Annotated in this window: 20 protein-coding genes and 1 pseudogene; 7 read left to right on the forward strand and 14 right to left on the reverse strand. The window is 66.2% G+C overall.

The genetic code is table 11. The features are described 5' to 3' along the window. Positions 1–134 precede the first annotated feature (134 nt). The 6 genes from C8N38_RS07060 to C8N38_RS07085 form a co-directional block, all read right to left on the reverse strand. Positions 135–1,238 carry a flagellar basal body P-ring protein FlgI gene (locus C8N38_RS07060; RefSeq protein WP_108025587.1) on the reverse strand — a complete coding sequence of 368 codons (1,104 nt, stop codon included), beginning with the start codon at positions 1,236–1,238 and terminating at the stop codon, positions 135–137. Beyond that, positions 1,235–2,245: a flagellin gene (locus C8N38_RS07065; RefSeq protein ID WP_108025589.1), complete on the reverse strand. Its 1,011-nt coding sequence runs from the start codon at positions 2,243–2,245 to the stop codon at positions 1,235–1,237. The genes C8N38_RS07060 and C8N38_RS07065 overlap by 4 nt, the downstream gene beginning before the upstream one ends. A 3-nt stretch (positions 2,246–2,248) precedes the next feature. Then, a complete protein-coding gene (flgK, locus tag C8N38_RS07070) occupies positions 2,249–3,718 on the reverse strand; it encodes a flagellar hook-associated protein FlgK (protein WP_108025591.1) in 1,470 nt (489 codons plus the stop codon). A gap of 32 nt (positions 3,719–3,750) precedes the next feature. After that, positions 3,751–5,064, reverse strand: coding sequence for a flagellar hook protein FlgE (locus C8N38_RS07075; RefSeq protein WP_108025593.1), 1,314 nt, complete (start codon positions 5,062–5,064; stop codon positions 3,751–3,753). An 85-nt stretch (positions 5,065–5,149) separates the two neighbouring features. Continuing rightward, the gene (locus C8N38_RS07080) at positions 5,150–6,022 is read right to left on the reverse strand and encodes a flagellar motor protein MotB (RefSeq protein ID WP_108025595.1); all 873 of its coding nucleotides are present in this window, start codon (positions 6,020–6,022) and stop codon (positions 5,150–5,152) included. Between the two features lie 249 nt (positions 6,023–6,271). After that, complete coding sequence (locus tag C8N38_RS07085) at positions 6,272–6,625, reverse strand: cyclophilin-like fold protein (RefSeq protein ID WP_108025597.1); 354 nt, start codon at positions 6,623–6,625, stop codon at positions 6,272–6,274. Between the two features lie 521 nt (positions 6,626–7,146). Here C8N38_RS07085 and C8N38_RS21845 point away from each other — a divergent pair. The 6 genes and pseudogenes from C8N38_RS21845 to C8N38_RS07110 all read left to right on the forward strand — a co-directional run bounded on the left by C8N38_RS21845 (position 7,147) and on the right by C8N38_RS07110 (position 10,091). Then, positions 7,147–7,362, forward strand: a complete 216-nt coding sequence (locus tag C8N38_RS21845; protein ID WP_245895581.1) for a cupin domain-containing protein — start codon at positions 7,147–7,149, stop codon at positions 7,360–7,362. Positions 7,363–7,374: 12 nt separating this feature from the next. Beyond that, a pseudogene (locus C8N38_RS21850) lies at positions 7,375–7,689 on the forward strand (cupin domain-containing protein); the annotation flags it as partial. A 21-nt stretch (positions 7,690–7,710) separates the two neighbouring features. Then, a complete protein-coding gene (locus C8N38_RS07095; RefSeq protein ID WP_108025598.1) occupies positions 7,711–8,607 on the forward strand; it encodes a LysR family transcriptional regulator in 897 nt (298 codons plus the stop codon). Positions 8,608–8,720: 113 nt separating this feature from the next. Beyond that, complete coding sequence (locus tag C8N38_RS21855) at positions 8,721–9,296, forward strand: carboxymuconolactone decarboxylase family protein (RefSeq protein ID WP_245895585.1); 576 nt, start codon at positions 8,721–8,723, stop codon at positions 9,294–9,296. Between the two features lie 26 nt (positions 9,297–9,322). Then, the gene (locus tag C8N38_RS21620) at positions 9,323–9,667 is read left to right on the forward strand and encodes an NAD(P)-binding domain-containing protein (RefSeq protein ID WP_215731108.1); all 345 of its coding nucleotides are present in this window, start codon (positions 9,323–9,325) and stop codon (positions 9,665–9,667) included. Positions 9,668–9,695: 28 nt separating this feature from the next. Continuing rightward, positions 9,696–10,091: a (R)-mandelonitrile lyase gene (locus C8N38_RS07110; protein WP_108025600.1), complete on the forward strand. Its 396-nt coding sequence runs from the start codon at positions 9,696–9,698 to the stop codon at positions 10,089–10,091. A gap of 63 nt (positions 10,092–10,154) precedes the next feature. Here C8N38_RS07110 and C8N38_RS07115 read toward each other — a convergent pair whose 3' ends face one another. The 5 genes from C8N38_RS07115 to C8N38_RS07135 all read right to left on the reverse strand — a co-directional run bounded on the left by C8N38_RS07115 (position 10,155) and on the right by C8N38_RS07135 (position 18,008). Continuing rightward, positions 10,155–10,580: an ArsC/Spx/MgsR family protein gene (locus C8N38_RS07115; protein WP_108025602.1), complete on the reverse strand. Its 426-nt coding sequence runs from the start codon at positions 10,578–10,580 to the stop codon at positions 10,155–10,157. Positions 10,581–10,602: 22 nt separating this feature from the next. Next, positions 10,603–12,681 carry a TRAP transporter permease gene (locus C8N38_RS07120; RefSeq protein WP_108025604.1) on the reverse strand — a complete coding sequence of 693 codons (2,079 nt, stop codon included), beginning with the start codon at positions 12,679–12,681 and terminating at the stop codon, positions 10,603–10,605. A gap of 98 nt (positions 12,682–12,779) precedes the next feature. Further along, on the reverse strand, positions 12,780–13,784 hold the full coding sequence (locus C8N38_RS07125) for a TAXI family TRAP transporter solute-binding subunit (RefSeq protein WP_108025606.1): 1,005 nt from the start codon (positions 13,782–13,784) through the stop codon (positions 12,780–12,782). A gap of 961 nt (positions 13,785–14,745) precedes the next feature. Then, the gene (locus tag C8N38_RS07130; RefSeq protein WP_108025607.1) at positions 14,746–15,663 is read right to left on the reverse strand and encodes a Stf0 family sulfotransferase; all 918 of its coding nucleotides are present in this window, start codon (positions 15,661–15,663) and stop codon (positions 14,746–14,748) included. Continuing rightward, the gene (locus C8N38_RS07135) at positions 15,660–18,008 is read right to left on the reverse strand and encodes a glycosyltransferase family 2 protein (protein WP_158272320.1); all 2,349 of its coding nucleotides are present in this window, start codon (positions 18,006–18,008) and stop codon (positions 15,660–15,662) included. The genes C8N38_RS07130 and C8N38_RS07135 overlap by 4 nt, the downstream gene beginning before the upstream one ends. A gap of 733 nt (positions 18,009–18,741) precedes the next feature. Here C8N38_RS07135 and C8N38_RS07140 point away from each other — a divergent pair. Then, positions 18,742–20,283, forward strand: coding sequence for a glycosyltransferase family protein (locus tag C8N38_RS07140; RefSeq protein WP_158272321.1), 1,542 nt, complete (start codon positions 18,742–18,744; stop codon positions 20,281–20,283). On the opposite strand, the gene C8N38_RS07145 is transcribed toward C8N38_RS07140, so the two are convergent. Genes C8N38_RS07145 through C8N38_RS07155 form a run of 3 tightly spaced genes read right to left on the reverse strand, consistent with a single transcriptional unit; the run spans position 20,238 to position 23,068 of the window. Then, a complete protein-coding gene (locus C8N38_RS07145) occupies positions 20,238–21,242 on the reverse strand; it encodes a glycosyltransferase family protein (protein ID WP_146176240.1) in 1,005 nt (334 codons plus the stop codon). The two genes, C8N38_RS07140 and C8N38_RS07145, sit on opposite strands and share 46 nt — an antisense overlap. Beyond that, positions 21,239–21,898, reverse strand: a complete 660-nt coding sequence (locus tag C8N38_RS07150; protein WP_108025615.1) for an ABC transporter ATP-binding protein — start codon at positions 21,896–21,898, stop codon at positions 21,239–21,241. The genes C8N38_RS07145 and C8N38_RS07150 overlap by 4 nt, the downstream gene beginning before the upstream one ends. Positions 21,899–21,901: 3 nt before the next feature. Continuing rightward, a complete protein-coding gene (locus C8N38_RS07155; protein WP_158272322.1) occupies positions 21,902–23,068 on the reverse strand; it encodes a KpsE/RkpR family capsule polysaccharide export protein in 1,167 nt (388 codons plus the stop codon). Positions 23,069–23,137 lie beyond the last annotated feature (69 nt).

Below are 23,137 nucleotides of genomic sequence, written 5' to 3' on the forward strand. Positions count from 1 at the left end.
TCGCACCGATGGGCGATCATTCCGTCATCGGCCTGCTTGCCGTGACATCCCGATCAAGCCGGCCCGCACCGAGCATCACGGCCAAAACCAGCGCCAAATGCAGAACGCCACGGGACAGGATCACGATACTGGGATCACCGGACGACAAAATCCGCATGCAAAGCCCCAGCCGCCTTGATGCTCTTGAGAATGTCGATCATGTCGCGCGGAGAAACCCCCAAGGCGTTCAGCCCCGCGACCACTTCTGACAAAGATGTTCCTTCGTTGATCTCGGCCAGACCCGTTCCCGGATCTTCTTCAAGGGACGCCCTGGTCCGCGGGACGACGACGGTCTGCCCTTGCGCGAAGGGGTTCGGCTGAATGACCAGTGGCTCTTCCTGCACACGCAACGTAAGATTGCCTTGAGACACCGCCACGCGAGAAATGCGTACGTCTTCCCCCATCACGATGGTACCCGATCGTTGGTCGACCACGACCGTCGCCTTCTGCTGGGGCTCGACCATGATCCCCTCGATGCGTTGCAGAGCATGCGCAGGCGACGCCGCGCGGGTTGCACCAATGTCAAGCACGACGGTGCCCGAATCGACCATGCGTGCAACACCGCGGCCGTAATCATTGTTGATCGCGGCTTCGATCCGCCCCGCCGTGGTAAAGTCGGGGTTGCGCAGCGCCAAGCGCAGGCGATTGAGCGACCCGAAATCGAAATCGATTTCACGCTCGACCCGCGCCCCGGACGGGATAACGCCCGATGTCGGAACGCCTTCGACGACCTTCGCGCCGTCGCCCTCTGCCGAAGCGCCGCCAGCGATCACGGCGCCCTGCGACACCGCATAGATCTGACCGTCGGCCGCGTTCAGCGGCGTCATCACCAGAGTGCCGCCCAGAAGGCTTTTGGCATCGCCGATGGCTGAAACGGTCACGTCGATCTGAGACCCGGCGCGGGCAAAGGGCGGCAGGCTCGCAGTGACCAGAACAGCCGCAACGTTCTTGGGCCGGAATTGCTCTCCGGTAACGTTAACGCCAAGCCGTTCGAGAATGTTGGACATGATCTCTTCGGTGAAGGGCGCATTCCGGATCCCGTCGCCGGTCCCGTTGAGACCGACGACAAGGCCGTATCCGACCAGATCGTTGCCCCGAACCCCATCGAACTCCACCAGATCCTTGATACGGATCGGCGCCGAAAAGGCCGGAAAGGCGAGGATAAGGGCGGCAAGCAGAAGGGTCAGGCGGCTGATCATGACATGTAGTTCGTGAAGCTGAGGCGCGCCAGACGCGCCGTGACCGTATAGAGCGCATCGATCTGGGATTCGACGGCTTCCATCTGGGTGGCGGTTTCGTACGGATCGAGGCCAATCACACCATCGCGGGCAAGCAAAAGCGTCTTCCGGTTGGCACTGTTTTCGGTCTCGATCGACTCAATCTTTTCCTGGCGGACCCCAAGCAGCGCCCGAACGTCGGTCAGGGCGCTGTCGGCGGTCAGAAGACCTTCGCCTGCAGATTCGGCCAGAAGCGACCTCAGCACGGGGTTCCCTGAAAGAAGCGCCGGGTCTGCCAGAAGCGCACCTGTCGCCAAGGACTTCAGCACATCGCGGATGGCCGGGTCCATGGCGGTGACGTCAAGGCGGATGGTTTCTGTCTCGTTGAGGCGAACCGTCCCGACTGCCGTTGTGGAGCCCTGATAGGCAACGGTGTCGAAACCTCCGGGGGAGTTGAACCAGTTGTCAATCGCGGTTTCGATGTCGGTGACACTGGTCAGGCCGCTGATCGCACTCCCGATCGAAGACAGGATCGTATCGGCGCTTGCCAGCGCCGGTGCATCGGTCGCATCGCCGGCGAACAACGACCGCCCGGCAAACCGCGTGTTCAGGGCGGCAACGACCTGGCGGAATTGTTCATCCGCCTCCTGGCCCGCCGCGGCGATCATGTTCTCATGCTGCCCCGACGAACCGTTGATCAGGGTCGAACCGATGTCCTTCGCCGTATCGCTGAGAACGCCCAGCGCCGCTTGCATGACCTCCGCCGTCGATTTGGTTTCGGATGTCGCAAGGTCATAGGCGTCGAGCATCGTCAAGCTGCGCTCGATCGCGCCGAGAGGGCGGAAATCGCCCCGCACACGAGCGGCCGGATCAGAGGTCACCCCGCTGACCATTTCCTCTGTCAGGCGTGTGAATTGCGCCTTGACCTCGGCATTGCGCGTGCGAAGCCCGAGGCTCTGCGCCAGATCTCCCATAGAGATTAAGGACATGACTCAAAGCTCCATCAACATGTTGATCAGTTCGTCAATCGTTTGCATGACCTTCGCGTTGGCGGCGTACGCCTCTTCGAAGACCATCAGCATCTGCAGTTCGTAATCTGTGTCGACACCGTCCGCGAGTTCGGCCTCCCGAAGCGTCGCGGCGCGGGCAGTGCTGAACGTGGACTGGTCGATGGCCGATTGCGCGCGAACCGAGATGCCCGAAACCACTTCGGACGCGAGGTCGGCCATGGTGAAGGCCTGGGTCGTGTAGGAACCGGAGCTTGGGGTGCGGCTGGCCGTCAACGCATCGGACATGGAATTGAGCAGGCTCGCATCGCCAACCGAACCCGCCGACCCGGCCATCAACCCGCTGCGGAGCCGCCAGAGCGCGCCGCCCTGATCGGGGTCGACGAGTGCGTTCACGCCGATCCGCGTGGACAGGCCGGTTTCCGCATTGGGATCGGACACAAGATCGAAAGCGGCGCCGAAGTTGGTGAAGAGACCTGCATCGGTCGCCCCGAGCGAGGAGTCGACGGCCGGATCCTGGAAACGTTCGATCAGGTCGCGCGTGAGCGCATCCAGATCGGTCTGCGCCTGAACCGCCGTGATGTCACGTTGTTCGAACAGGGCTTCGAGACTTCCGCCGCCCATCGCCGCGTAGGTGCCCGACACCTTGACGGGTTTGCCGTTCATGTAGAGGCCATTGAGGGCCCCGCCTTCGACCGTCATTTGGGGAACGATCACGCCGGCGCTCGAGAAGGAGAATTCGGCCGGAGGGCCGTCGATCAGGGCAGCGCCGTTCTCGGTGTAAAGAGCCACCATACCATTGTCGCGCGGGATCTCCCGGATCGGGACGATTTCGGCGAGCTTGTCGATCAGGATCTGGCGTTGATCGACAAGCGCATTGGCGTCGTTGTTGTAGGAATATTGCTTGCAGATCTCGGTGTTGAGTTCGGAGATCTGCTGAAGCGTATCGTTCAGGGTCTGAACGCTCGATGCGATGCCGGATTCAGCATCCATCCGCGATTGCTGGATGGCATCGGCCGCATCGTTGATCCTGTCGGTGAGGCTTTGTGCCGCCGACAGCACCGTGGCAAGCCGAGCGTCGCTGTCGGGTCTGCTGGCCGCCGCGGCGAGGGCCGATTCGAAGGCGGCAATGCTGCTGGAAATCGAATCGGCGCTGTCAGCCGTTCCGAGCGCAGCCTCAAGCTTCGAGAGACCGTCGGCGCGGGCTTCGGCCTCGGCCGAGGCCGCATCTGCGAGGCGCCGGTCGCCGATCAGCTGCTGGTTCACATCGCGGCGCACCCCGACGATCTTCACACCGCTGCCCGACGTCGAGACGGTGTTGGGCGTGGTTTCCAGAACGCGCCGGCCATAGCCTTCGGTCAGCGCGTTCGATACGTTCGACGAAACGACCTGGGCACCGCGGGAAGCGGCATTGAGGCCGGATAGGGCGTTGGCTAGGCTCGCGCTCAGGCTCATGTGTCACCTCCTCTTCCCGCCGCCGGGACAGATTACCGTTTGATGTTGGTCGTTTCCTGGAGCATCTCGTCGACGGTCTGGATGACCTTCGCGTTCGATGAATAGGCCCGCTGAGTCTGGATCAGATCGGTCAGTTCTCCGGCAACGTCCGTCGCCGATTCTTCGAGCGCGAAGCTCACCACATCCCCGGTCGGCCCGTCGCCGGCATCCCACATGAAGAACGAGCCGCTGGTGTCAGACGGGCTGTAGCACTGGTTGTCATGGGCATAGAGACCGTTCGGGTTCGACACGTCGACGATCGGCACCTGATAGAGCGTGCGGGTAATCCCGGTGTCGAAGTTCGCCCTGACCATGCCGTTCGCGTCGATCTCGATCGAGGTCATATTGCCGACCGGGAAGCCGTTCTTGGTAATCGTGGTGGGACCGTAGCTGTCCGAGAGCTGGACCGTGACCGAACGGCTGTGCTGGGCGCCGATATTGATCGACATCGTGTCCCCGTTGGGACCCACCTGCACCGTCAGCACCCCGGTCGCCGGATCCCAGGCGCCGCCCGTATTGGCAGTAACGCTTTCCAGCGTCCCGCCATATTGCTGGGTATCGGAGAAGACGAGATCGTAATCGCCTACGACGGCCCCGGTCGCCGAGTCGGTCAACGTCACGTTCCAGCTGTTCGACAGGCCCGCGACCGAGGTATCGGGAGTATAATTGATCTCGATGCTCTGCGACGTACCAAGGTTGTCGAAATACTCGACCGACAACGGCAGCGGCGTGCCGGTGGGCGAAGCCGAATCGTAGGCCGTCTCGGTGGCGGGCAAGTTCACGCCAATCGTCATTTCGGTCGTCGGTTCGGTCGCGAACTGGTTGGTCTGGATCTGGATCGGCTGCAGATCGTCGGTGGTATCGCGCGAATAGGACGGGATCGAGCCATCGGCATCGGCGGGCCAGCCCATGAGGACAAGCCCGGTCGACGTCTTCAGATATCCATCCTCGTCGGTGCGGAACGACCCGGTGGTGGTCATGTACATGGTGTAGTTGCCCGATTTCGAGATCAGCTCGGACTGGGTCATCACCGGCAGGAAACCGCGGCCGCGGACCGCGAGGTCGGTGGCATTCGCGGTAGTCAGGAGCGCACCCGGCTGATCGATCATCCGCGTCGTCGTCGTGCGGACACCGCCGGCGGAATAGGTCCCGCGCGACGAGTTGATCACCATCGAATGGAAATCGGCATTGGCCGTCTTGTAGCCGTAGGTCGATGAGTTCGCGATGTTGTCGGAGATCGTCGCCAAGCGAGTGGCGTTCGCCGCGAGACCGGCGACACTTGCGTTGAGCGAGGAAGAAATCGTCATTTGGGTGCGCCTCTTTGCTGCTGTTCCCGTTAGGCCAGAGGTACGACCCTTGTCTTTAACGCGGCCCTAACATTCAAAATTTTCCTTAGTTTCTCAGATCCGACCGGAGCAGGGTCAGTTCGATCCGGTTGTTGCGCACCGCCATCGGCCGCGAAACCGCGGGTTTCCGGTCGGCAAAGCCCGTGACACGCTCGATCCGGGCCGGGGCCACGCCGTGGTCCTCCAGCATCTTGCGCACCGTCTGCGCACGGAGAGTCGAGATGTCCCAGACCGGGTTGTCCAGCAGAACGACGGGGCGCGCGCTGACATGACCGGCGACCGACACCTTGTTGCGCACCACGCCAAAGGCGCCGCCGATCACCTCGGTCAGCTGTTCGAGGATCTCGGTAGGCCGGTCGTTCGCATCGAAGAGCGGGACCCCCTCGATATCGAACAGCTCGATGATCAGACCCTCATCGGTGAGTCGCGTCACGACGTGCCGCATCATCTGCTCGCTCAGGATCGTCTCGCCGCTTTTGCCGTTGATCATGTCCTCAAGCTTCTTGAGAGCCTGGGTCTCGGCCTCGGCATCGGCGGAATTGGTTCCCTTGTCGTCCTTCTGCTCGACCGGACCGCTGCCGATCTCGCCCTTCGCCTGACGGTCGGGCGAGGGGCTGGGCTGGGTCGCCCCCGTGCCCCGCTGGATCAGGGTTTCCTCGGAAAAGATCGAATCGCCGCCGAAAGCGCCTTCGCCGCCCCCGGACACACGGTTCACCGGAATTGTCGGATTGAAGTAATCCGCAATGCCCTTTCGCTGTTTCTCTGTCGTCGCGTTCAACAGCCACATCAGCAGAAAGAAGGCCATCATCGCCGTGACGAAATCCGCATACGCGACCTTCCAGGCACCGCCATGATGCCCGTCGCCACCGACAACCTTCTTTCGTTTGATGATGACCGGCGCGTTGGTTCCAACGGCCATAGCACCACCTCGATTCACCCGCCCCCAGCTTTAGAACGCGGACATGAACAGGGGCTTAACCCGCAAAAATGGCATAAATCGGGTAAGAGAAACCGCGGCGTCGGGAATTGCGAAACAACCGCCGGGGCATTCCGCGCGACGCTCCCGAAGCACCGGATCGCAGGGGCGGGGGCAGCTTTGGGACGTGCGGGACGAACTCCGGCCCGCGAGCGCTCTGCCGGGTGGGCGGGAACCGGAGGGCCCTGCCGACTATCGGGCGATTTCGATGCGGACCGGAACGCGGCCGCTTTTGAGAAGGGCGCCGAAGTCCCCGTCGAAGGCGCCAAGCCGGACAAGCCCCGGGGTGGCGCCGAAGGGTTTGACGAAGATCGCGAGATTGCCCCACGGAGCATGGGTCGCGATGTCGCCTGCGCGCGCGGCATAGCGCGCGGGTGGCTTCTCGGTCCGGAGCTTTCGCGGCAGATCCGACACCCTCTCGATGCCGTGATAGTCGCCCAGCGTCACCTCCATTGGCAGCAGCGACGCGAAGTCGTCGGCCCAGGGCGTGTCGTCCAGCGTGGCGGAAAGCACCGCGTCTCCGGTAATGAAAGTGATCCTGGTCATGTCTCGGCACTCGCCTTCCTGCGGGATGTGGAACCGGGGCAGGCCTGAACCTCGGACGGTGCCAGCGCCGCGCCTCCGGTCTCCTGGGCACGGGCCGGACCGGCGAAGACGGCGGCGGCCAGCGGCGCGGTGGCCATCGCGGTGCCGGTTCGCAGGAAGGTGCGGCGGCTTTCGCCGCTTCAGGTCAGCAGTTCAGCCTTCGCATTGCAGGAATCGCACATTTTGGCTCCCTTGATGCAGTTTCGGTGACGTCGCACGCTGCCGAGGTCTGCAATGCGGACCACATACAGGGCGAAGACGGCGAAGATGCTGCCGCATTCCGGCACCAAGGATAATCGCGCAGGCGCTCAAGCCGCTCATGACCGGCTGTCATGAATATGCCGGTGCGGCATTTACGAGATCCAGTCGTGAAGCCTGCTAATGACCGGATTTGGCCCGCCGGGAATTATCCCGCGCGCCCGCCCCATGTCCGGGACACCGGCCTGACCGGTCGCCCCGAGCACAGCGAGGAGAGACCCAAGATGAAACGGACCCTGGCAACTCTGGCGCTCGTCCTCGCCGCCCCCGCGGCCCTTTCGCAATCGATGCAGATCACCCCTGCGGAAAGCCGCGCCGGCCAGGTCGGCAGCGCCGAGACCTTCTCGGGGACCGTTTATGTCGCCCCGGTCTTCGGTCCCGACATGGCCTCGGTCAGCGCCGGCGAGGTCACCTTCCTGCCCGGCGCGGGGTCGGCCTGACACCCCCATCCGGGCGGTCGGATGCTGATCGTGACCGCGGGCACCGGCTGGATGCAGGAACGCGGCAAGGACAAGCAGGTCATGCAGCCCGGCGACGTGGTCCGGTGCCCGCCGGGCGTCGAACACCGGCATGGCGCGACCGCGACGACCTCTGTGACCCATTATGCGGTGCAGGAGAACGTCGACGGGTCGGCGGTGACCTGCGGCGAGCGCGCCACCGACGTCGAAGGCGGTTTGCCTCCCACGACCGCCTTCGACGACCCCGATGGCAGGATAATGATTGGCCCCATGAGCAGAGGCCATATATCGCGAGAACATCCGTCATGATCCAAGATCCGGTCCTCTCACATGCTTCGCGAAAACATCACCGACCTCATCGCGCTTGCCGCTGTCGCGGAAGAGCGCAGCTTCACCAAGGCCGCCGCGCGCCTGAACGTTTCGCAATCGGCGCTGAGCCACACCATCAAGGGGCTGGAACAGCGGCTGGGCCTGCGGCTTCTGACCCGCACGACGCGGTCGGTGGCGCCGACGCTCGAGGGCGAAGACCTGCTGGCGACGCTGAACCCGTGTTTCGAGAAGATCGAGGCGCGGCTGATGGCGCTGAACGAGTCCCGCGACACGCCGACCGGCACCGTGCGCATCGTCGCCGTCGAATATGCCATCGAGTCGCTGCTCTGGCCCAAGCTGTCGCCGCTTCTGAAGAAATACCCCTCGGTCAATATCGAGCTGGTGATGGACTACGGCTATACCGACCTCGCCAGCTCGCAATGTGACGCGGGCGTGCGCTATGGCGAGCAGGTCAGCGAGGGCATGATCTCGATGCGGATCGGTCCCGACGAACGGATGGTCTGCGTCGGTGCGCCCGACTATTTCGCCGAGGCCGGGGTGCCGGAAACCCCGCAGGACCTGACCGGGCATCGCTGCGTGAACCTGCGGCTGTCGACCCATGGCGCGCTTTATGCCTGGGAATTCGAGGATGCCGACGGCACCGAGATCCGGGTCAAGGTCCAGGGCCAGGTCTGCTTCAACACCGTCAACCCGGTGCTGCGCGCCGCGGTCGACGGGCACGGGCTGGCGCTGGTGCCCGAACGGCTGGCGGCCGAACATCTGGCGGCGGGGCGGCTGGCCGTTTGTCTCGAAAGCTACTCACCCTATTTTCCCGGTTTCCATCTCTACTACCCCAGCCGCCAGCGGCCGTCTTCGGCCTTCGAGGCGGTTCTGGAGGCCCTGCGGGACCGGAGATGACGGTCTGCCTATGAGTGTGTTGCATAAGTGGCGTGAAGAGTCCGGGTATTAAGCCCGGCCCGGATGGCGCCACATCTGCCGGGTAAACTGAAAATTCCCGACAGGAGCGCCCCATGAAGACCCATATCCCGGTCTCGGGCCTTTCCCTGATCTCGTCCGTAGCCGCCGCCCAGGATGTCGACCGCGTTTCTCCCGCGCTCGAGGCCTATTCGAAGAACGATCTCTTCGGGTCGGTCTGGACCGGCGAAAAGCTTTCGGTCCGCGACCGCGCGCTGGTCACCTTCGCGGCGCTGATGACCCGGCACGAGACCGACACCCTGCAACGCCGTATCGAACTGGCGCTCGACGCGGGCGTGACCCCGGCCGAGCTGTCCGAGACGATCACCCATCTGGCCTTCTACACCGGCTTGGACAACGCCACCGCCGCCGCCGAGGCCGCCGCGCAACCGCAGGAGGGGTCCATGAGAATCGGCATTCTCGGATCGGGGCATATGGGGGCCGCTCGCGGCCACGAGGTCACCCTTGCCTGGCCCCGCGACCCCGACCGGCTTGCCGCCATGGCCCGCGACTGCGGGGCAGCGTGGCCGAGGCCGTGGTTGGCGCCGCTGCGATCCAGCTGGCCCTGCCCTGGGCCTGCATCCCCGAAGTCCTGGATCAGGCCGGCGACCTGGCGGACCGGGTCGTGCTAAGCTGTTCGGTCCCGGACGAAAGAGCGATGCTTTTCGGCCCGACCGCCTCGGGCGCCGAAGAGCTGGCCCGGATGCGGCCCCACGCCCGCTGGGTCGCCTGCTTCAACACCAGCCCGTCGGAAAGCCTGCGGCCGGTCTTCGCCCGCAAGGGGCAGGCCCCGGCCCCGCATCTGCCGGTCTATGGCGACGATGCCGGGGCCAAGGACATCGCCGCCAGCCTGGTCCGCGACATCGGCTTCGAGCCGCCCGATGCGGGCGGATTGCGGACCGGCCGGTTCGCCGAGCCCTTTGCCATGGTGACCGCGGAACTGGCCTGCAACCAACCCGGCGGTCCGGCCCTGACCTACCGTTTCGACAAGCTGCGCGGCTGAGCCCGCGCCCAACCAAAGGAGAACGACCATGAAGATCATCCGTTCGGGCAGCAATGCCTCGATGAAAGGTCCCGACGACTGGTTCACCGGCACCGTCCGTGTCGACATGCTGTTCCAGGCCGAAGAGCCCGGCCGCACCGGCGGCAGCCATGTGACCTTCGAACCCGGCGCACGCACCGCCTGGCACACCCATCCGGCCGGTCAGACCATCATCATCACCTTCGGCCGCGGCCGCGTCCAGCGCGAGGGCGGCCCGGTCGAAGAGGTCAGCCAGGGCGACATCGTCTGGTTCCCGGCCGGCGAAAAGCACTGGCACGGCGCCTCGGCGGAAACCGCGATGAGCCATATCGCCATTCAGGAAAGCATCGACGGATCGCCGGTCACCTGGATGGAGAAGGTCGCCGACGCCGACTACAACGGCTGACCAGATCGCGGCCGGGCGCCCCGAAGGCGCCCCCCGCCCCGTCCGCACCGCGCCCCGCCCCCCCTAAGCGTCCGGCGGCGCGCAGGGCGGCGCCTCGCGACGGCGCGGGCACGCGTCGGTGACTGGCACCCGGGTGGGCGCAAGGCCGATCCAGTCGGCCACCGCCGCTTGATCGAACCCGGCCATCCGCACCTCTCCGACCTGCATCAGCGGCTGGCGGATCAGCAGCGGATCGGCCAGCATCAGGTCCATCGCCTCGGCCTCGGTCAGCGCCTCGGGCCGGATCTCGCCCGACTTGACGCGCGGCGCGCTGGCGTTGACCCATTCGCGGACCGGCCGGTCGCCGAAGAAGGGGCGCAGGGTTTCGGCTGTCCACCCGGCGCTCAGGATGTCGCGACGGTCGAGCGCGTGTCCCGAGGCCGTCAGAACCGCCCGTTGCCGCGCATTGCCGACGCAACCCGGCTTTTCATAGAAGATCACCTGGGCCATCGCCGTCTCCCATCCCTTCGCCTCACGCCATGCTCCGCCGCCGGAAGGCCAGCTGCCGCAGCGCGGGAGGCAGGAACAGCGCCAGTCCGACCACGGTCGCCCCGGTATCGGGCGCGACCAGCAGCAGCGCCGCGATGACCAGCAGGATCCTTTCGGCCCAATGGAGCGGCGCGAACAGCCAGTTCGACACCGCCGCCGCCAGCGCCCAGATCCCCATCACCGCCCCGAAGGCGGCCAGGAAGAAGGCCGACCAGGTGAAACCGTCGGTCACCAGCAACAGCGCGGGCTGGAAGGCGAAGACGAAGGGCACCAGCACCTTGCCCATGCCCAGCCGGAACGCGGTGTTCCCGGCCTTGAAGGCATTGGCCCCGGCGATCCCGGCCGCGGCATAGGCGGCCATCGCCACAGGTGGCGTGATGTCGGCCAGAACGCCGTAATAGAAGACGAAGAAATGCGCCACCAGCGGCTGCACGCCCAGCAGGCCGAGGATCGGCGCAGCCACCGCCACCATGATGATGTAATTGGCCGTCGTGGGAATGCCGCAGCCCATCAGGATGCAGACCACCGCCGTCAGCATCAGCGTGAACAAGAGCGTCAGCGTCGGCACCGTCATCAGCTCGATCGGCAACACCGCCAGCCAGCCATGGACGTCATTGGCCCAGCCGCTGGCGACACCGGTCACCATATAGGCGATCTTGAAGCCGACGCCGGTCAGGGTCACCACCCCGATCACCACGCCCACCAGCGCCGCCGCGGCGGTGACCGCCAACGACTGGCGCGCGCCCAGCACGAAGCCTTCCCAGACCTCGTAGGCGGCGCCCTTCAGCCCGTCCAGCAGGCCGCCCTCGGAAATCTTCTGGATCAGCAGCACCCCGATGCAGGCGGTGATCGACCAGAAGGCAGCGGCAAAGGGCGTGCGCCCGGACAGCAGGATCGCGATCAGCAGGATCAGCGGCAGCACCGACAGCCAGCCCTTGCGGAACACCCGCCACGCATTGGGCAGCTCGGACGGGTGCAGGCCCCGCAGGCCGAGGCGGCGCGCCTCAAGATGGACCTGCACCAGCACGCCGAAGAAATGCATGAAGGCGGGCACCAGAGCTGCGGTCAGGATCGTGGTCAGCGGCACGCCCAGATACTCGATCATCAGGAAAGCGACCGCCCCCATCACCGGCGGCGTGATCTGCCCGCCGGTGGACGAGGCGGCTTCGACCGCCGCCGCGAAATGCCGGGGATAGCCGATCCGGATCATCGCCGGAATGGTCAGCGCGCCGGTGGTCACCGTATTGGCGATGGACGAGCCCGAAATCGACCCCAACAGGGCCGAGGACACAACCGAGACTTTGGCCGGACCGCCCGCATAGCGCCCGGCCAGCGCCGAGGCGATGTCGATGAACAACTGCCCCAGCCCGATCCGAGAGGCCATCACGCCGAACAGAACGAAGTGGAACACATAGGTCGCGATGACGCCCAGCGCGGTGCCGTAGATCCCCTGCGAGGTCAGGTACAGATGGTTGACGATGTTCGACCAGCTGGCGCCGGGATGCACAAGAATGCCCGGCATCGAGCGCCCGAAATAGGCATAGGCGATGAACAGGATCGCGATCACCGGCAAGGGCCAACCCATCGAGCGGCGCACCGCCTCCAAAAGAACGACGATCAGGATCGTCCCCATCGCGATATCGACGGGCAACGGGTTGCCCACCCGGAATGCCAGATCGGCATAGATCCAGGGCACGTACAGCGCCGCGACCAGACCGGCACCGGCCAGGACCCAGTCGATCAGCGGCATGCCCCAGGGCGCCAGCGGGCCCGGGCGCACCTCTTTCCCGCCGAAGGCCGAGAAACTGAGGAAGACCAGCAGCAGCGTCACCCCCATATGCAACCCGCGATGGGTCGTCGCCGGGGGAATGCCGAAACCGGCCGTGTAATAGTGATAGCAGGACAGCAGGAACATGATCGCCGCAGCCAGCATCGCCAGCGGCCGCGCCACTGTCCGGAACCGCATCTCGGGATCGAACTTCTCTTCCAGCGCCTTCAGATCCTCGGCGCTGAGCGTCTCGGTTGCCGTGCCTTGCGCCGTTTCAGTCCGGTTCTCGGTCATGCTTGCCCACCCTGTCGTTTAAACGGAAAGGGCCGCGAGCGTGCCGCGGCCCCACCCCGATCAGACGCGCCGCGCAAATCGCGCCGCGCGGTTCGCGATCACTGGATCAGACCCGCTTCGCGATAGAAGCGTTCCGCACCCGGATGAAGCGGGATGCCGACACCGTCAAGCGCGGTATCCGCGGTGATCAGCTTGCCCTTGGAATGGCCCGCATCCAGAAGCTTGCGGGTGTTCTCGTTCCACAGCGCCTTGGTGATGCCGTAGATCAGGTCGTCGGGCTGGCTGGCGCTGGTCACCCATTGCGCGCCCACCGACAGGGTGGTCGTGTCCTCGTCCACGCCCTCATAGGTGCCGCCCGGCACCGTATTGGACGCGAAGAAGCTGTAGGTTTCGCAGATCGCCGGCACTTCTTCGCAGGAGATCGGCACCAGGGTCACGTCATGCTGGCTGGCCAGCTCGGCGATCGCACCCGCCGGATAGCCGCCGACGAAGAAGAAGGCGTCCATCGCGCCGTCGCGCATGCGGTCCGCGGCCTGATCGGGTTTCAGGAACTCGGCGGTGACGTCGCTTTCCGACAGGCCGTAGCCTTCGAGGATGATCCGCGCGTCGACCAGCGTGCCCGAGCCCGGCTCGTCCAGCGACACCCGCTTGCCCTTCAGGTCGGCGACGCTCTTGATGCCAGAGGCGGCGTCAGCCACCAGGTGGATGCTTTCGGGATAGAGGTTGGCGATGGCGCGCAGGCTTTCGACCGCGGGCTTGCCTTCCCAGATCCCGGTGCCGGAATAGGCCCAGGTGGCAACGTCGGACTGGGCGAAACCCGATTCCAGCGTGCCCCCGGCGATGCCGTTGATGTTCGCGACCGAGCCGTTCGAGGAGAGCGCCGAGGCCACCAGGCCCGGCACGCCGCACGAGCCGCCCTCTTCGCACGACCGCGACCCGGGCGGGTTCGAGATGGCATTCGCCAGAAGCCCGCCGATCGGATAATAGGTGCCCGCCGTGCCGCCCGTACCGATCCGGAAGAACGACATGTCCTGCGCGGAGGCAGCCGCCGCCGTCACCGTCAGCGCGACCGAGGCGCCTGCAAGGAGTGTACTGAATTTCATGATGTGGCCCTTTCTTTCCCTGATGGCATTGCGTTGGCCATAGTGCACTCTATCCGCCGCAGGGTCTTTGGCAACTGCCGATCCGCGCGAAATCCGGCAGCCAAGGCCTCGATGCGGCCGGGGCGATCAGCCCCCGTCCGCCTTGACCCGATGCCGGAACGCCCGTCTCGTCCTCGAAGTCAGATTTTCCGACTCAAGGCGGTGGGCGGGCAAGGCTCATGGTGATTCCTGCAAAATCCCCGCCTGATTTGCCCGTATTTTGCGCAGGTCCCAGCGGCTTACTGAAAAAACAGGCGGACTGCGCCGGCCGCCCCGAAACGCGATCAGCCGGTGCGCCAAACGCGGGGTCTCTGTCGAGTGACGCCGACAGGCACAGTCAGATCGGGACCAACGCGGTGCCCGGGCAGAGCCGCGCACCGCGCGAATGGGGCTTCCGGACACGAACCAGAATTCCGGCGGACCGATCCGAGCCTTGAGCGGACGGTGCAACCGGACCCGGAACCGGTAGAACGCCTGAGGTCGCTGCTGGAAAAGCTGGCGCAGACTTGAGCCGTCATGCGGGCGCCTCGTCGTCACGCGAACATGCTGTGGGCAGGGCCTTTGCGAACGAACCCTGTGGGCGCACACCTTGTTGGCAACGGCGCTGTCGGCAAGGGGGGCGGTCAGCGCGGCCTCGTCCTCAAACACCTCGACCGTGCCCAGCGCACGCACAAGGGATGCGACCGTGGCGGATCCGGCTTGGGTCGGCACCACGGCTGCGGTCAGATCCAAAAGCCTCGCCTCGTCCAGCCTTCCCGGATCGCTTTGACCAGCTCGTTGCCAATGAACAGGTTCGGCGTCTTCGCCGCCTGACGATGGACCGGACGCAGGCAGACAAGGGCCTCCGCGGCGGTTTCCGTCCGTTTCCGACAGGCACCAAGGCTTTCCATCCTTTGGCTCTGTTTCCCGGGTCGATGGCCGTTCAGCCTTTGGGCAAGCCCTGGCCCGGGTCGTCAAGCCGGTCCAGCCACGACCGCCGCTCTGCCTCGACCTTGGCAAGGAAGCCACGGTTTTCCCTGCGGAACCGCTCCGCATAGTCGAGGTTCTGTGCGGTCCCGATCTTTTCATGCCGGGACGATAGCGGTGCATCGTCAGGCAGGTCCGGATACCTGCACCAATTGGCCATCAGCTCGACCAACTGACGCGGCGGGATCGTGGTGATCCGCTCGTAGGACAGCCTGAGGGGCGCGATCCGGTAGGCCCTGAGATAGTCCTCGGTGCGTCTCTCGGCGGCCAGGATGTGCTTCAGCCAGCGTTCAATCGCACTCCGGTCATAGGCAAAGTCAGCCTCGGTCCTGCGCCGCGTCTCGGCATCGGAATTCGCCGCATGGCCCACCTGCGTCTGCACCATCTTAGTCAGAGACACCGCCTGGGCCACGATATCCTCGCGGATCAACCAGACGCTCGCGGCATCGGCAAAAGCGGCAAAGAACTGATCAGGATCGTCAAAAACCGCATGCAACTGGTGCGAGGTGATCTCGAAGCTCAAGCTGCCCTTGCGCACGGGGAAGCGGCGCGCCATCTCGACATATTCGGTCAGAGTCCGGGCTCCGAAATGCCGCGCGATCTGCGGCATGAAGTTCGGATTGAAAAGCTCGAGCCCCATCCCCAGGCACCCGGTCGCATCGAGCAGCGAGCCCAGCCAGCTCGACCCAGAGCGCGGCGTGAAGTGAATGAGCAGCGTGCGTTCCGCCGGCACTCGGCGAGCGCCCGCGTTACGGCGTCGGGCGCTTTCCTCGTCATCGGGCGCGAAGATGTCCGACAGGGCCGGTTTCGCACTTATGCACATGGGCCCCGCAGGGGCGGAGTGGGTCGTCGTTCCGGTCGGTCCGATGGTCATGCAGTCAGTTCTTTCCTCTCTGCGGGCCTGTCGCTCAGCGGCGGCGCGAGAAGTCGCGCGGCAAGCTCCGTCGGGGTAATATCGCGCGGCAGAAGATATCCGTTCGGGACCCCGCGCAGCGCATCGGCCTGCCCGCCGAGATCAAAGGCAAAGACCGAAAGTCCGGTGGCCAGGCATTCGCGGATCGCATAGGAGAAGGTCTCGGGACAAATCGACGGGATGAGCCAGCGCCCGACCCCGTATACTTCTGCCAGATCCGAAATCTCGTCGCGCCGGTAGTGGCCATGGACCCGGATGTCGGGATGGGCATAAGTCTCATCCATCTCGCCGATCACCACAATGTCCATCCTTGTGCCGGCGGCCGCAGCCAGGTCGCGCAAGACAGCGGCTCCCTTCTCGAATCCGATGCCGCCAAGCACGCCCAGAACGGGGCGCGCGCGCGGTTCGAGGCGCACCGGTCGGGGCAGGACGGCGAGCCGGTGCGGGCGAAGTGCAATCCGCGGGGCCAGCTCGGGCCAGACACGGGCGACCAGCCTTTGCGACGAGGGCGAGAACACCTCGATCGTCTCCGCCCGGGCGGCCAGCGCGTGCCAGCGGGCACGCCAGTCGGCGATGCGCGGCGGATGCGCCTCGGTGATCGCGGCAAGCCGCTCGTAGCAGGCCTGGCACCGCTCGGGTCCGGGCAGATCGCAGAACCGGCCGTCATGGCCCAGGAGATTGTAGGACGGGCACAGCGGAAAATAGTCGTGAAAGAGGATCCGGAAGCCGTCCTGTGCGCCAAGCGACCGGGCGGCCGCCTCAGCCAGATCCAGCGGCGCGCGCGCGCCGACAAGGCAGGAATAGAACAGGGTCTTGCGGCCCGCAGCGCCAAGATAACCGCCCAGTTCGGCCAGCAGAAGGACGGCCTGGGTCTGACCCGCCGCACGATAAAGCTCGACCGCCACGGTTTCCGGTTCGGGGCCGTCCCGCAAAACCAGTGCCGAACCGCCCTCGTCCAGATCGCGGGCGATCCGGTCCTGCAGCCAGTGTTCGGCCCCCCCGCCCAGGCGATGACCCAGATAGACCGGCAGCGGCGCCTCGGTCCCCGCGCGGGCAAGGCCCAGCGCAAGCCTCGGACCGATCAACGGGTCCGTGCGTATGAAATCCGCCACGGACGCATCATAGGCCGGATACCGGTCATTGATCAGCCGCGATGCCGCCGCGATACGTGCCGCCTTTTCGGGTCCGAAACTGCCGCCGCCGCGATGTTCGACAAAAAGATCGCCGATCAGAAGGTGGCGGGCCCCCCGTTCGCCCACCCGGCGGCACCAGTCGACCTCTTCGCCATAGCCGCGCCCGAAGGCCGTGTCGAACCGGGGCACCTCGTCCAGCCAGCGCCGGGACATCGCCATGCAGAACCCGACCCCGGTCGGGCTCTCGGCCCGGGCGGCCGCAGGGTTCAGCCGCTGGGCGATGGCATCCATGGCCTCGGCCTGGCCCTCGGCCAAGGGCTCGGGGCAGCAGATCACCGGCGCGGTCGCGATTTCGGCCTCGTTGCTCATCGGCGTGACCGAGGCGATCAGCGCATCGTCGAGGATCGGCCGCATCAGCCGGTCGATCCAGCCCGGCGGGACGAAGGCATCGCTGTTCAGCAGCACCACATGGCCACGGGATTCCGCGAGGCCCCGGTTCACGCTGGCAATGAAACCGCCATTCTCGGCATTGCGCACCAGAAGGGTGCCGGGCCGGGCGTCCGCGAAGGCCTCCAGCATCGGCGCGATGGCCGGGTCTGTCGAGGCGTCGTCGATCACGATCACCCGGTGCTCTGGCAGCGTGTTCCGCGCCAGACGCTCCAGACAGACGCGCAGATCGTCCGCGGCATTGAAGACCGGCAGAACGATATCGGCGGGCGGCGCAGGCTTGGGCGGCGCGGCCGCTGCGAAAAGCCCCGGCACGACCTCTGGCACGGCCTCTGAGGCCGGGCGGAGACGCAGCAAAAACGCCTCGATCGGATCGCCCGCCTTGGCATCGCCCCGGAAAAGAAACCCGGCAAGGTTGCCGCCAAAAAGAAACGGGACACGGCAGAAATCGACAACGGTGCGCACCGTCGCCAATGGCGAGAACCGGGGCGCGGGCAGACGGATCGCCAGAAGCGGCAGACCGGCGCCCTCCACCCAAAGCAGCCTGTGTCCTGTCAGCCGCAGGTCGAACGCCCGATCTTCCATATCGCTTTTGGCCAGGTCGGCACGGGCGGTCTCGCTTCGGATCGTGACCGGCACCCTCGAGCGGCCGCGCACATGCAGCACGCCGTCGCGCAACGCCACCGTCTCGATCACGCCCTCGCCGTCCCCAAATGGACGGTTCACCGAAAATTCCGTGCGCAACCGGCAAAGATAGGCCGCGCGGAGGGTCCGCGACACAAGCGTCACCCGCCGACCTGCCCGCACCGTCTTGCCACCAGGCAAATGCAGCTTCGCGAAAGGCCGCGTTTCGCCCGCGACGCGCAGATGTACCGTCCGGCGGCCGATGGCCGCGGCGGTTCCGCCGTCCAGACGGAACTCGAACGCGCAAGGCAAACCCGATGGCGCCGGACGGTCCGCCGTTGCGGTCATCAGCACCCGGCCGCCAGACACAAGCTCCAGGTCCAGCGGTTCGCCGCCGCCTGCCGTCCGCCACGCCCGGCCTGCGATCCGTTTGACCGTCACCGCGTCCATCGCGAAATCTATCGGATCGTCGGTCCCACCGACACGCCGTCGCAAGGAGATCACCAGCGGCCCTGCCGAGGAAAACGCAGTGCGGCCACGCACTCCAGATCAGATCGAGCCCGCAGGTCCATGCACGCGCCTTCCGCATAAGATTAGCGACCTATGCACGTTTCTATTGTTGCGAAATCGACCCTGTCAACCATGGGTCCGGCTTGGCGCGGGCCGGTCACGCGTTCCCCCTCGAACACATGGGTCTGGCCTGCGGTTTCTGGCGGCACGCTGGCCAAGTCCATATCGCATAAGATAGATTGGCCGCATGGCTACCTCGCGAATGGCCGCCGCGCGGCGGGTATTGCTGCATCTTCTCTGGTCCAGACTGCAGGGCCGGCGAGGCATGCGCCGTATTCGGGTCGCGCCAATGGAAACGATCCGCATCGCAACCCAGGCTTGCGACGGGATCGTCAGCCTCGAGGCGCAAGCCACATGCCCGGCCCGCATCGGCACCGAGACCGCGACCCGGCGCGTCGAGCCCGGCGATGGCCCCGTACGGCTCGCCCTGCCCGGCCGGCGGCATCTGGTCTGGCAGGTCGACGGCGCGCCCGCAGTCACGATTTCGCTTTATCGTCCCGACCAACGTGTGCTCGGGGCGCTCTCGGCGGCCACGGCGCTGGCGTTGTTGCCCCTGCGCCATGCGGGCGACATCGCGGCCTATTTCCTGCGCGGCGACAGCGGGGCCGGAACCCGGCTGGAACGCGCGCTGATCCCCGGAGCCGAGGCCGCGTTGCAGAACACCCCCGCCGCCGGGTCCGAAACGCCGCTGGCGGTGCGCCTTGCCGGGCTGGGAAGTGCCAAGCCGGTGCCGGTTTTCCTGGGGCACCGGTTGGGCGGCGGGGCCGAAATGTGGCTGGCCGACCGCATCGCGGCCGAGCGGGCGCAAGGCAACGTGGCTCTGGTGCTACGCGACGACCCCGCCGGGGTACTGGCCGAGCTTCACGACAGCGGCCCGCCCCTGCATCAACGCCTGTCGCGGGCCGGGGCCGCGGATCTGCTGTCACGGCCCGCCCGCATCCGGCTGATCTATTCCAACCTGGTGGGCGCGGCCGACCCGCTTGGGCTGCTGAACGACATGCTTGACCGACTGCGGCCGCAGGACCGTTTCGAGCTGATCTTCCACGACTTTCTGCCGCTCTGCCCATCCCACACGCTGATCGGGTCGGCGGGCCGTTTCTGCGGCCTGCCGGGCCCCGTTCCCTGTCAGTCCTGTTACCGGAAACTGGCGGTGACCTCGGGCGCACGGCCGCCCCGGATCGAAACCTGGCGACAGGCCTGGCACCGCGCGGCAACCCGCGCCGACGAGATCGTCGTCTTTTCCGCCGACAGCGCACGGCGCGTGGCGCGGGTCTGGCCCGATCTCGCCCCGCATCTGGTGCTGCGCCCTCACCATGTCGGCCACCTGCCGCCGCGACTGGCACCGCCCTCGGGCCCTGCGCGGCTGGGGATTCTTGGGCGGATCGGGTATGCCAAGGGGGCCGCTGTGCTGAAGGCGCTGGCCGCATTGCCGGACAGGGGATTTGAGATCGTTGTTCTGGGCGAGCTTGACCCCGCCTTCGCCCATCCCGGGATGACCGTTCACGGGCGCTACCGCCGGGACGAGATCGCGACCCTGTCCGCGTCCCACACCATCGGCGCCTGGTTCGTGCCCGCCATCTGGCCCGAAACCTTTTCCTATACGGTGCATGAATGCCTGGCGACGGGGCTGCCGGTGCTGACCTTCGACATCGGCGCCCAGGGCGAAACCGCCGCCGCGCGCCCGAACGGACAGGTGCTGCCGCTGGACGCCAGCCCCCGGGATCTGGCCGACCGGCTGGCCGCCGCCCTTGCCGGGACCGCTCAGTCTTCGGCCGCGTCCAGCAATGAGGCCCAGAGCCTCCGCTGATGCCCCTCGGCATCGGCGGCGATCAGCGCCTCGCGGTTCTTGGCGGCCATCGCGCGGGCCGAGGCGGGGTCGTCGATCAGCCGGTCGATGGCCGCGATCCAGGCCGCCGGATCGGCGCCCAGCGCCAGACAGCGGCCGCACATCGCACCGCGCGCCGCTTCGTGCCAGCTGTCGGACCCGATCACCGCAGCGCCCGCTATCGCGTATTCGCCAAGCTTGCTGGCCGAGCGCGCGGCATTGAACCGTCGCGACGCCAGATGCGGCGCCAGCCCCAGATCCAGCCGCGCCTGCCGGAGCCAACCCAGATAGGCCGCCCAGTCGAGCGCGGGCAGCACGTCTACCGCCGGATGGCGGGCGACGACGCGCGGCAGGTCGAGATTGCCCGAAACCGTCAGCGCGAGCCCAGGCCTGCGATCCAGCACCCGCAGAAGCGGCGCCCAAAGCGGCGCCGCGTCGCGGGCATGGCTTCGCCCCATCAGCAGCCCGATCCGCCGGATCGGCGCCACGGGGTCCGGCACCGGCATCTGGGCAACGGGCCAGGCGGGCGCGATCTCTTCCACCCGGGCACCGGGCCGGCGCGCGCGCAGCGTCGCGGCCAGTGCGGAGCTTGTGGCCAGGATCGCGGCGGCCGCGGGTTCGAACCGGCGCGCCTCGGGCCATTCCAGCAGCGCCAGCTTGGCCCGATAGATCGGCGGCAGCGCCCGGTCGGCGATCCCGGCACGGATGTCGTCGTCGATCACATAGACCAGCCGTCGATGCGGCGGCAGCGTCCGCATCCCGGCCGCATGGCGGATCACGATCAGCGTCTCGCCGGCCGCGAAGACGGTCGGGGAAAGCTGGCGAAGCGCGCCGCGGGCGAGGCGGTCGCGGCAGGCAAAGCCCAGATAAAGATCGGCGGTCGGCGAAAACCGTCCGGCCAGAAAGGCGGGCGGCGCAACGCCCAACGGCCTGAGGCTCATGCCCTCAGCGTCTCGCGATAGGCAGCAAGCCCGTCTTCGAGATCGTCGAAGAACCAGGCGTGCCCGTCCTGAAGAAACAGCGCGGCATTGCAGTATTTCCGGAGCGTATCATCGGAATGCGAGACCATGATGATCTGCACCCGGTCCAGCCGTGCGGCAAAGGCGGCCTCGGCCTTGCGGCGGAACGCGACGTCGCCGACGGCGGTGATTTCATCGACCAGGTAGCAGTCGAAATTCGTGGCAAGGCTCACCCCCAGCGCCAGCCGGGCCTTCATCCCGGAAGAATAGGTTTCGAACGGTGCGTCGAAATAGGGGCCAAGCTCGCAGAATTCGGAGACCTCCTCGACCAGCGCATCGGAATCGGCGCCATAGATCCGGGCCACGAAGCGGGCGTTCTGGCGCCCGGTCAGCGCCGAATGGAAGCCGCCCGAAAAGCCCATCGGCCAGCTGACCCGGCCGATCCGCCGGATCTCGCCCCGGTCGGGCCGGTGGGTGCCCGCGATCATCCGCAGGAAGGTCGACTTGCCGGCCCCGTTGCGCCCGATGATCGCGACCCGGTACTGGCGCGGAAGATCGAGGGTAAGCCCCCGCAGGATATGGCGCCGCCCCCCGCCCGGCAGGCGGAAGGACTTTTCGACGCCCCGGAATTCCAGCATCGCTCAGCCCCGGTCGCGGACGTTGTAATAGATCAGCAGACCCGTGAAATAGACCGCCAGCGAGCAGATCAGGACCAGCAGGATCAGCAGCCCCCGCTGCGGATAAAGACTGTCCTCGGCCAGGGTCGGCGGGATGTGCACGGCCAGATAGCGGCTGATGCGGCGCGCTTCGGCGCGGGCCTGTTCCGAGGCGGCCAGCGCGGCGGTGTAGGCGCGCTGGGCAAATTCCAGATCGACCAGCAATTCCTCGTAGGACCCGATGGCATCGACCAGAGAGGACGGCCCCGAGGTCGGCTTGCCGATCCGGCGACGTTCCTGGTCGATCTGGCTGCGCACCGCCTCGATGCGCCGGTCGATCCTCTTGACCCGCTGGTCCTCTTCGCCCGCGAAGCTGGTGATTGTCTCGCGTTCCACAAGCGCGCTGGCCAGTTCCCCTTCCAGCGCCGCGATCACGCCCATCTGCGATTCCGCCGCCTCGGTCGGGTCGATGATGTCGTTTTCCAGCCGGAACACCCGGACCTTGCGGCGCACGTCGCGCAAAAGGACCTCGGCCTCGCCCAGATCCTCCAGCGCGAAACGGATCGCATCCTGGCGCGCGATCCGGCTGAGATCGTCGACCATGCGTCCGCTCTGGTTCAGGATCGACTGCGCGATCGCCTCTGCGTCTTCCGGGGTGAAGGCCCGGACCTGAAGCGTCAGGACCCCCGTCAGCGGATCGACCGCGACCTTCACCATGCGCTGCCAGTAGTCCAGCATGTCTTCGCGCGAGGCGTCGCCCTCAAGCGAAAAGACAAAATCCGAGGGATGCTTGCCGAACAGGGCCTTGAGGTCGAGATCGGCGTCGACCTGCTGCATCAGCGGCTGCGAGCGGATGAAATCGTACAGGATCTGCGAGTCGGACCCGGAGGACGACCCGACCTGGGTAAAGACGCTGAGCGCCTCGAGCGGGTTCGAGTATTCCTCCGAACGGACCGAGAATGCGGCCTCGGAATGATACTGATCAGCCGCGACCAGCCAGAGATAGAGTGCCGCGATCAGGGTCGGCAACACCACGACCACGGCAAAGCCGAAGCGCATCACCCGGTGGCGCAAGCGTGCGCGATTCGTATCGGTCTCGGAGACCTCATGGGTGACGGAGTGGCCACCCTGGATTTTCGGCACGACTTGCACGACGGCTTCCATCTGTCGGAGATTTTCGTGCAATGGTAAGCATATCTGCCCCGTGCGCAATGCCGTAGG

The organism is Rhodovulum kholense (genome assembly GCF_003053725.1).
GTDB classification, from domain to species: Bacteria; Pseudomonadota; Alphaproteobacteria; order Rhodobacterales; family Rhodobacteraceae; genus Rhodovulum; species Rhodovulum kholense.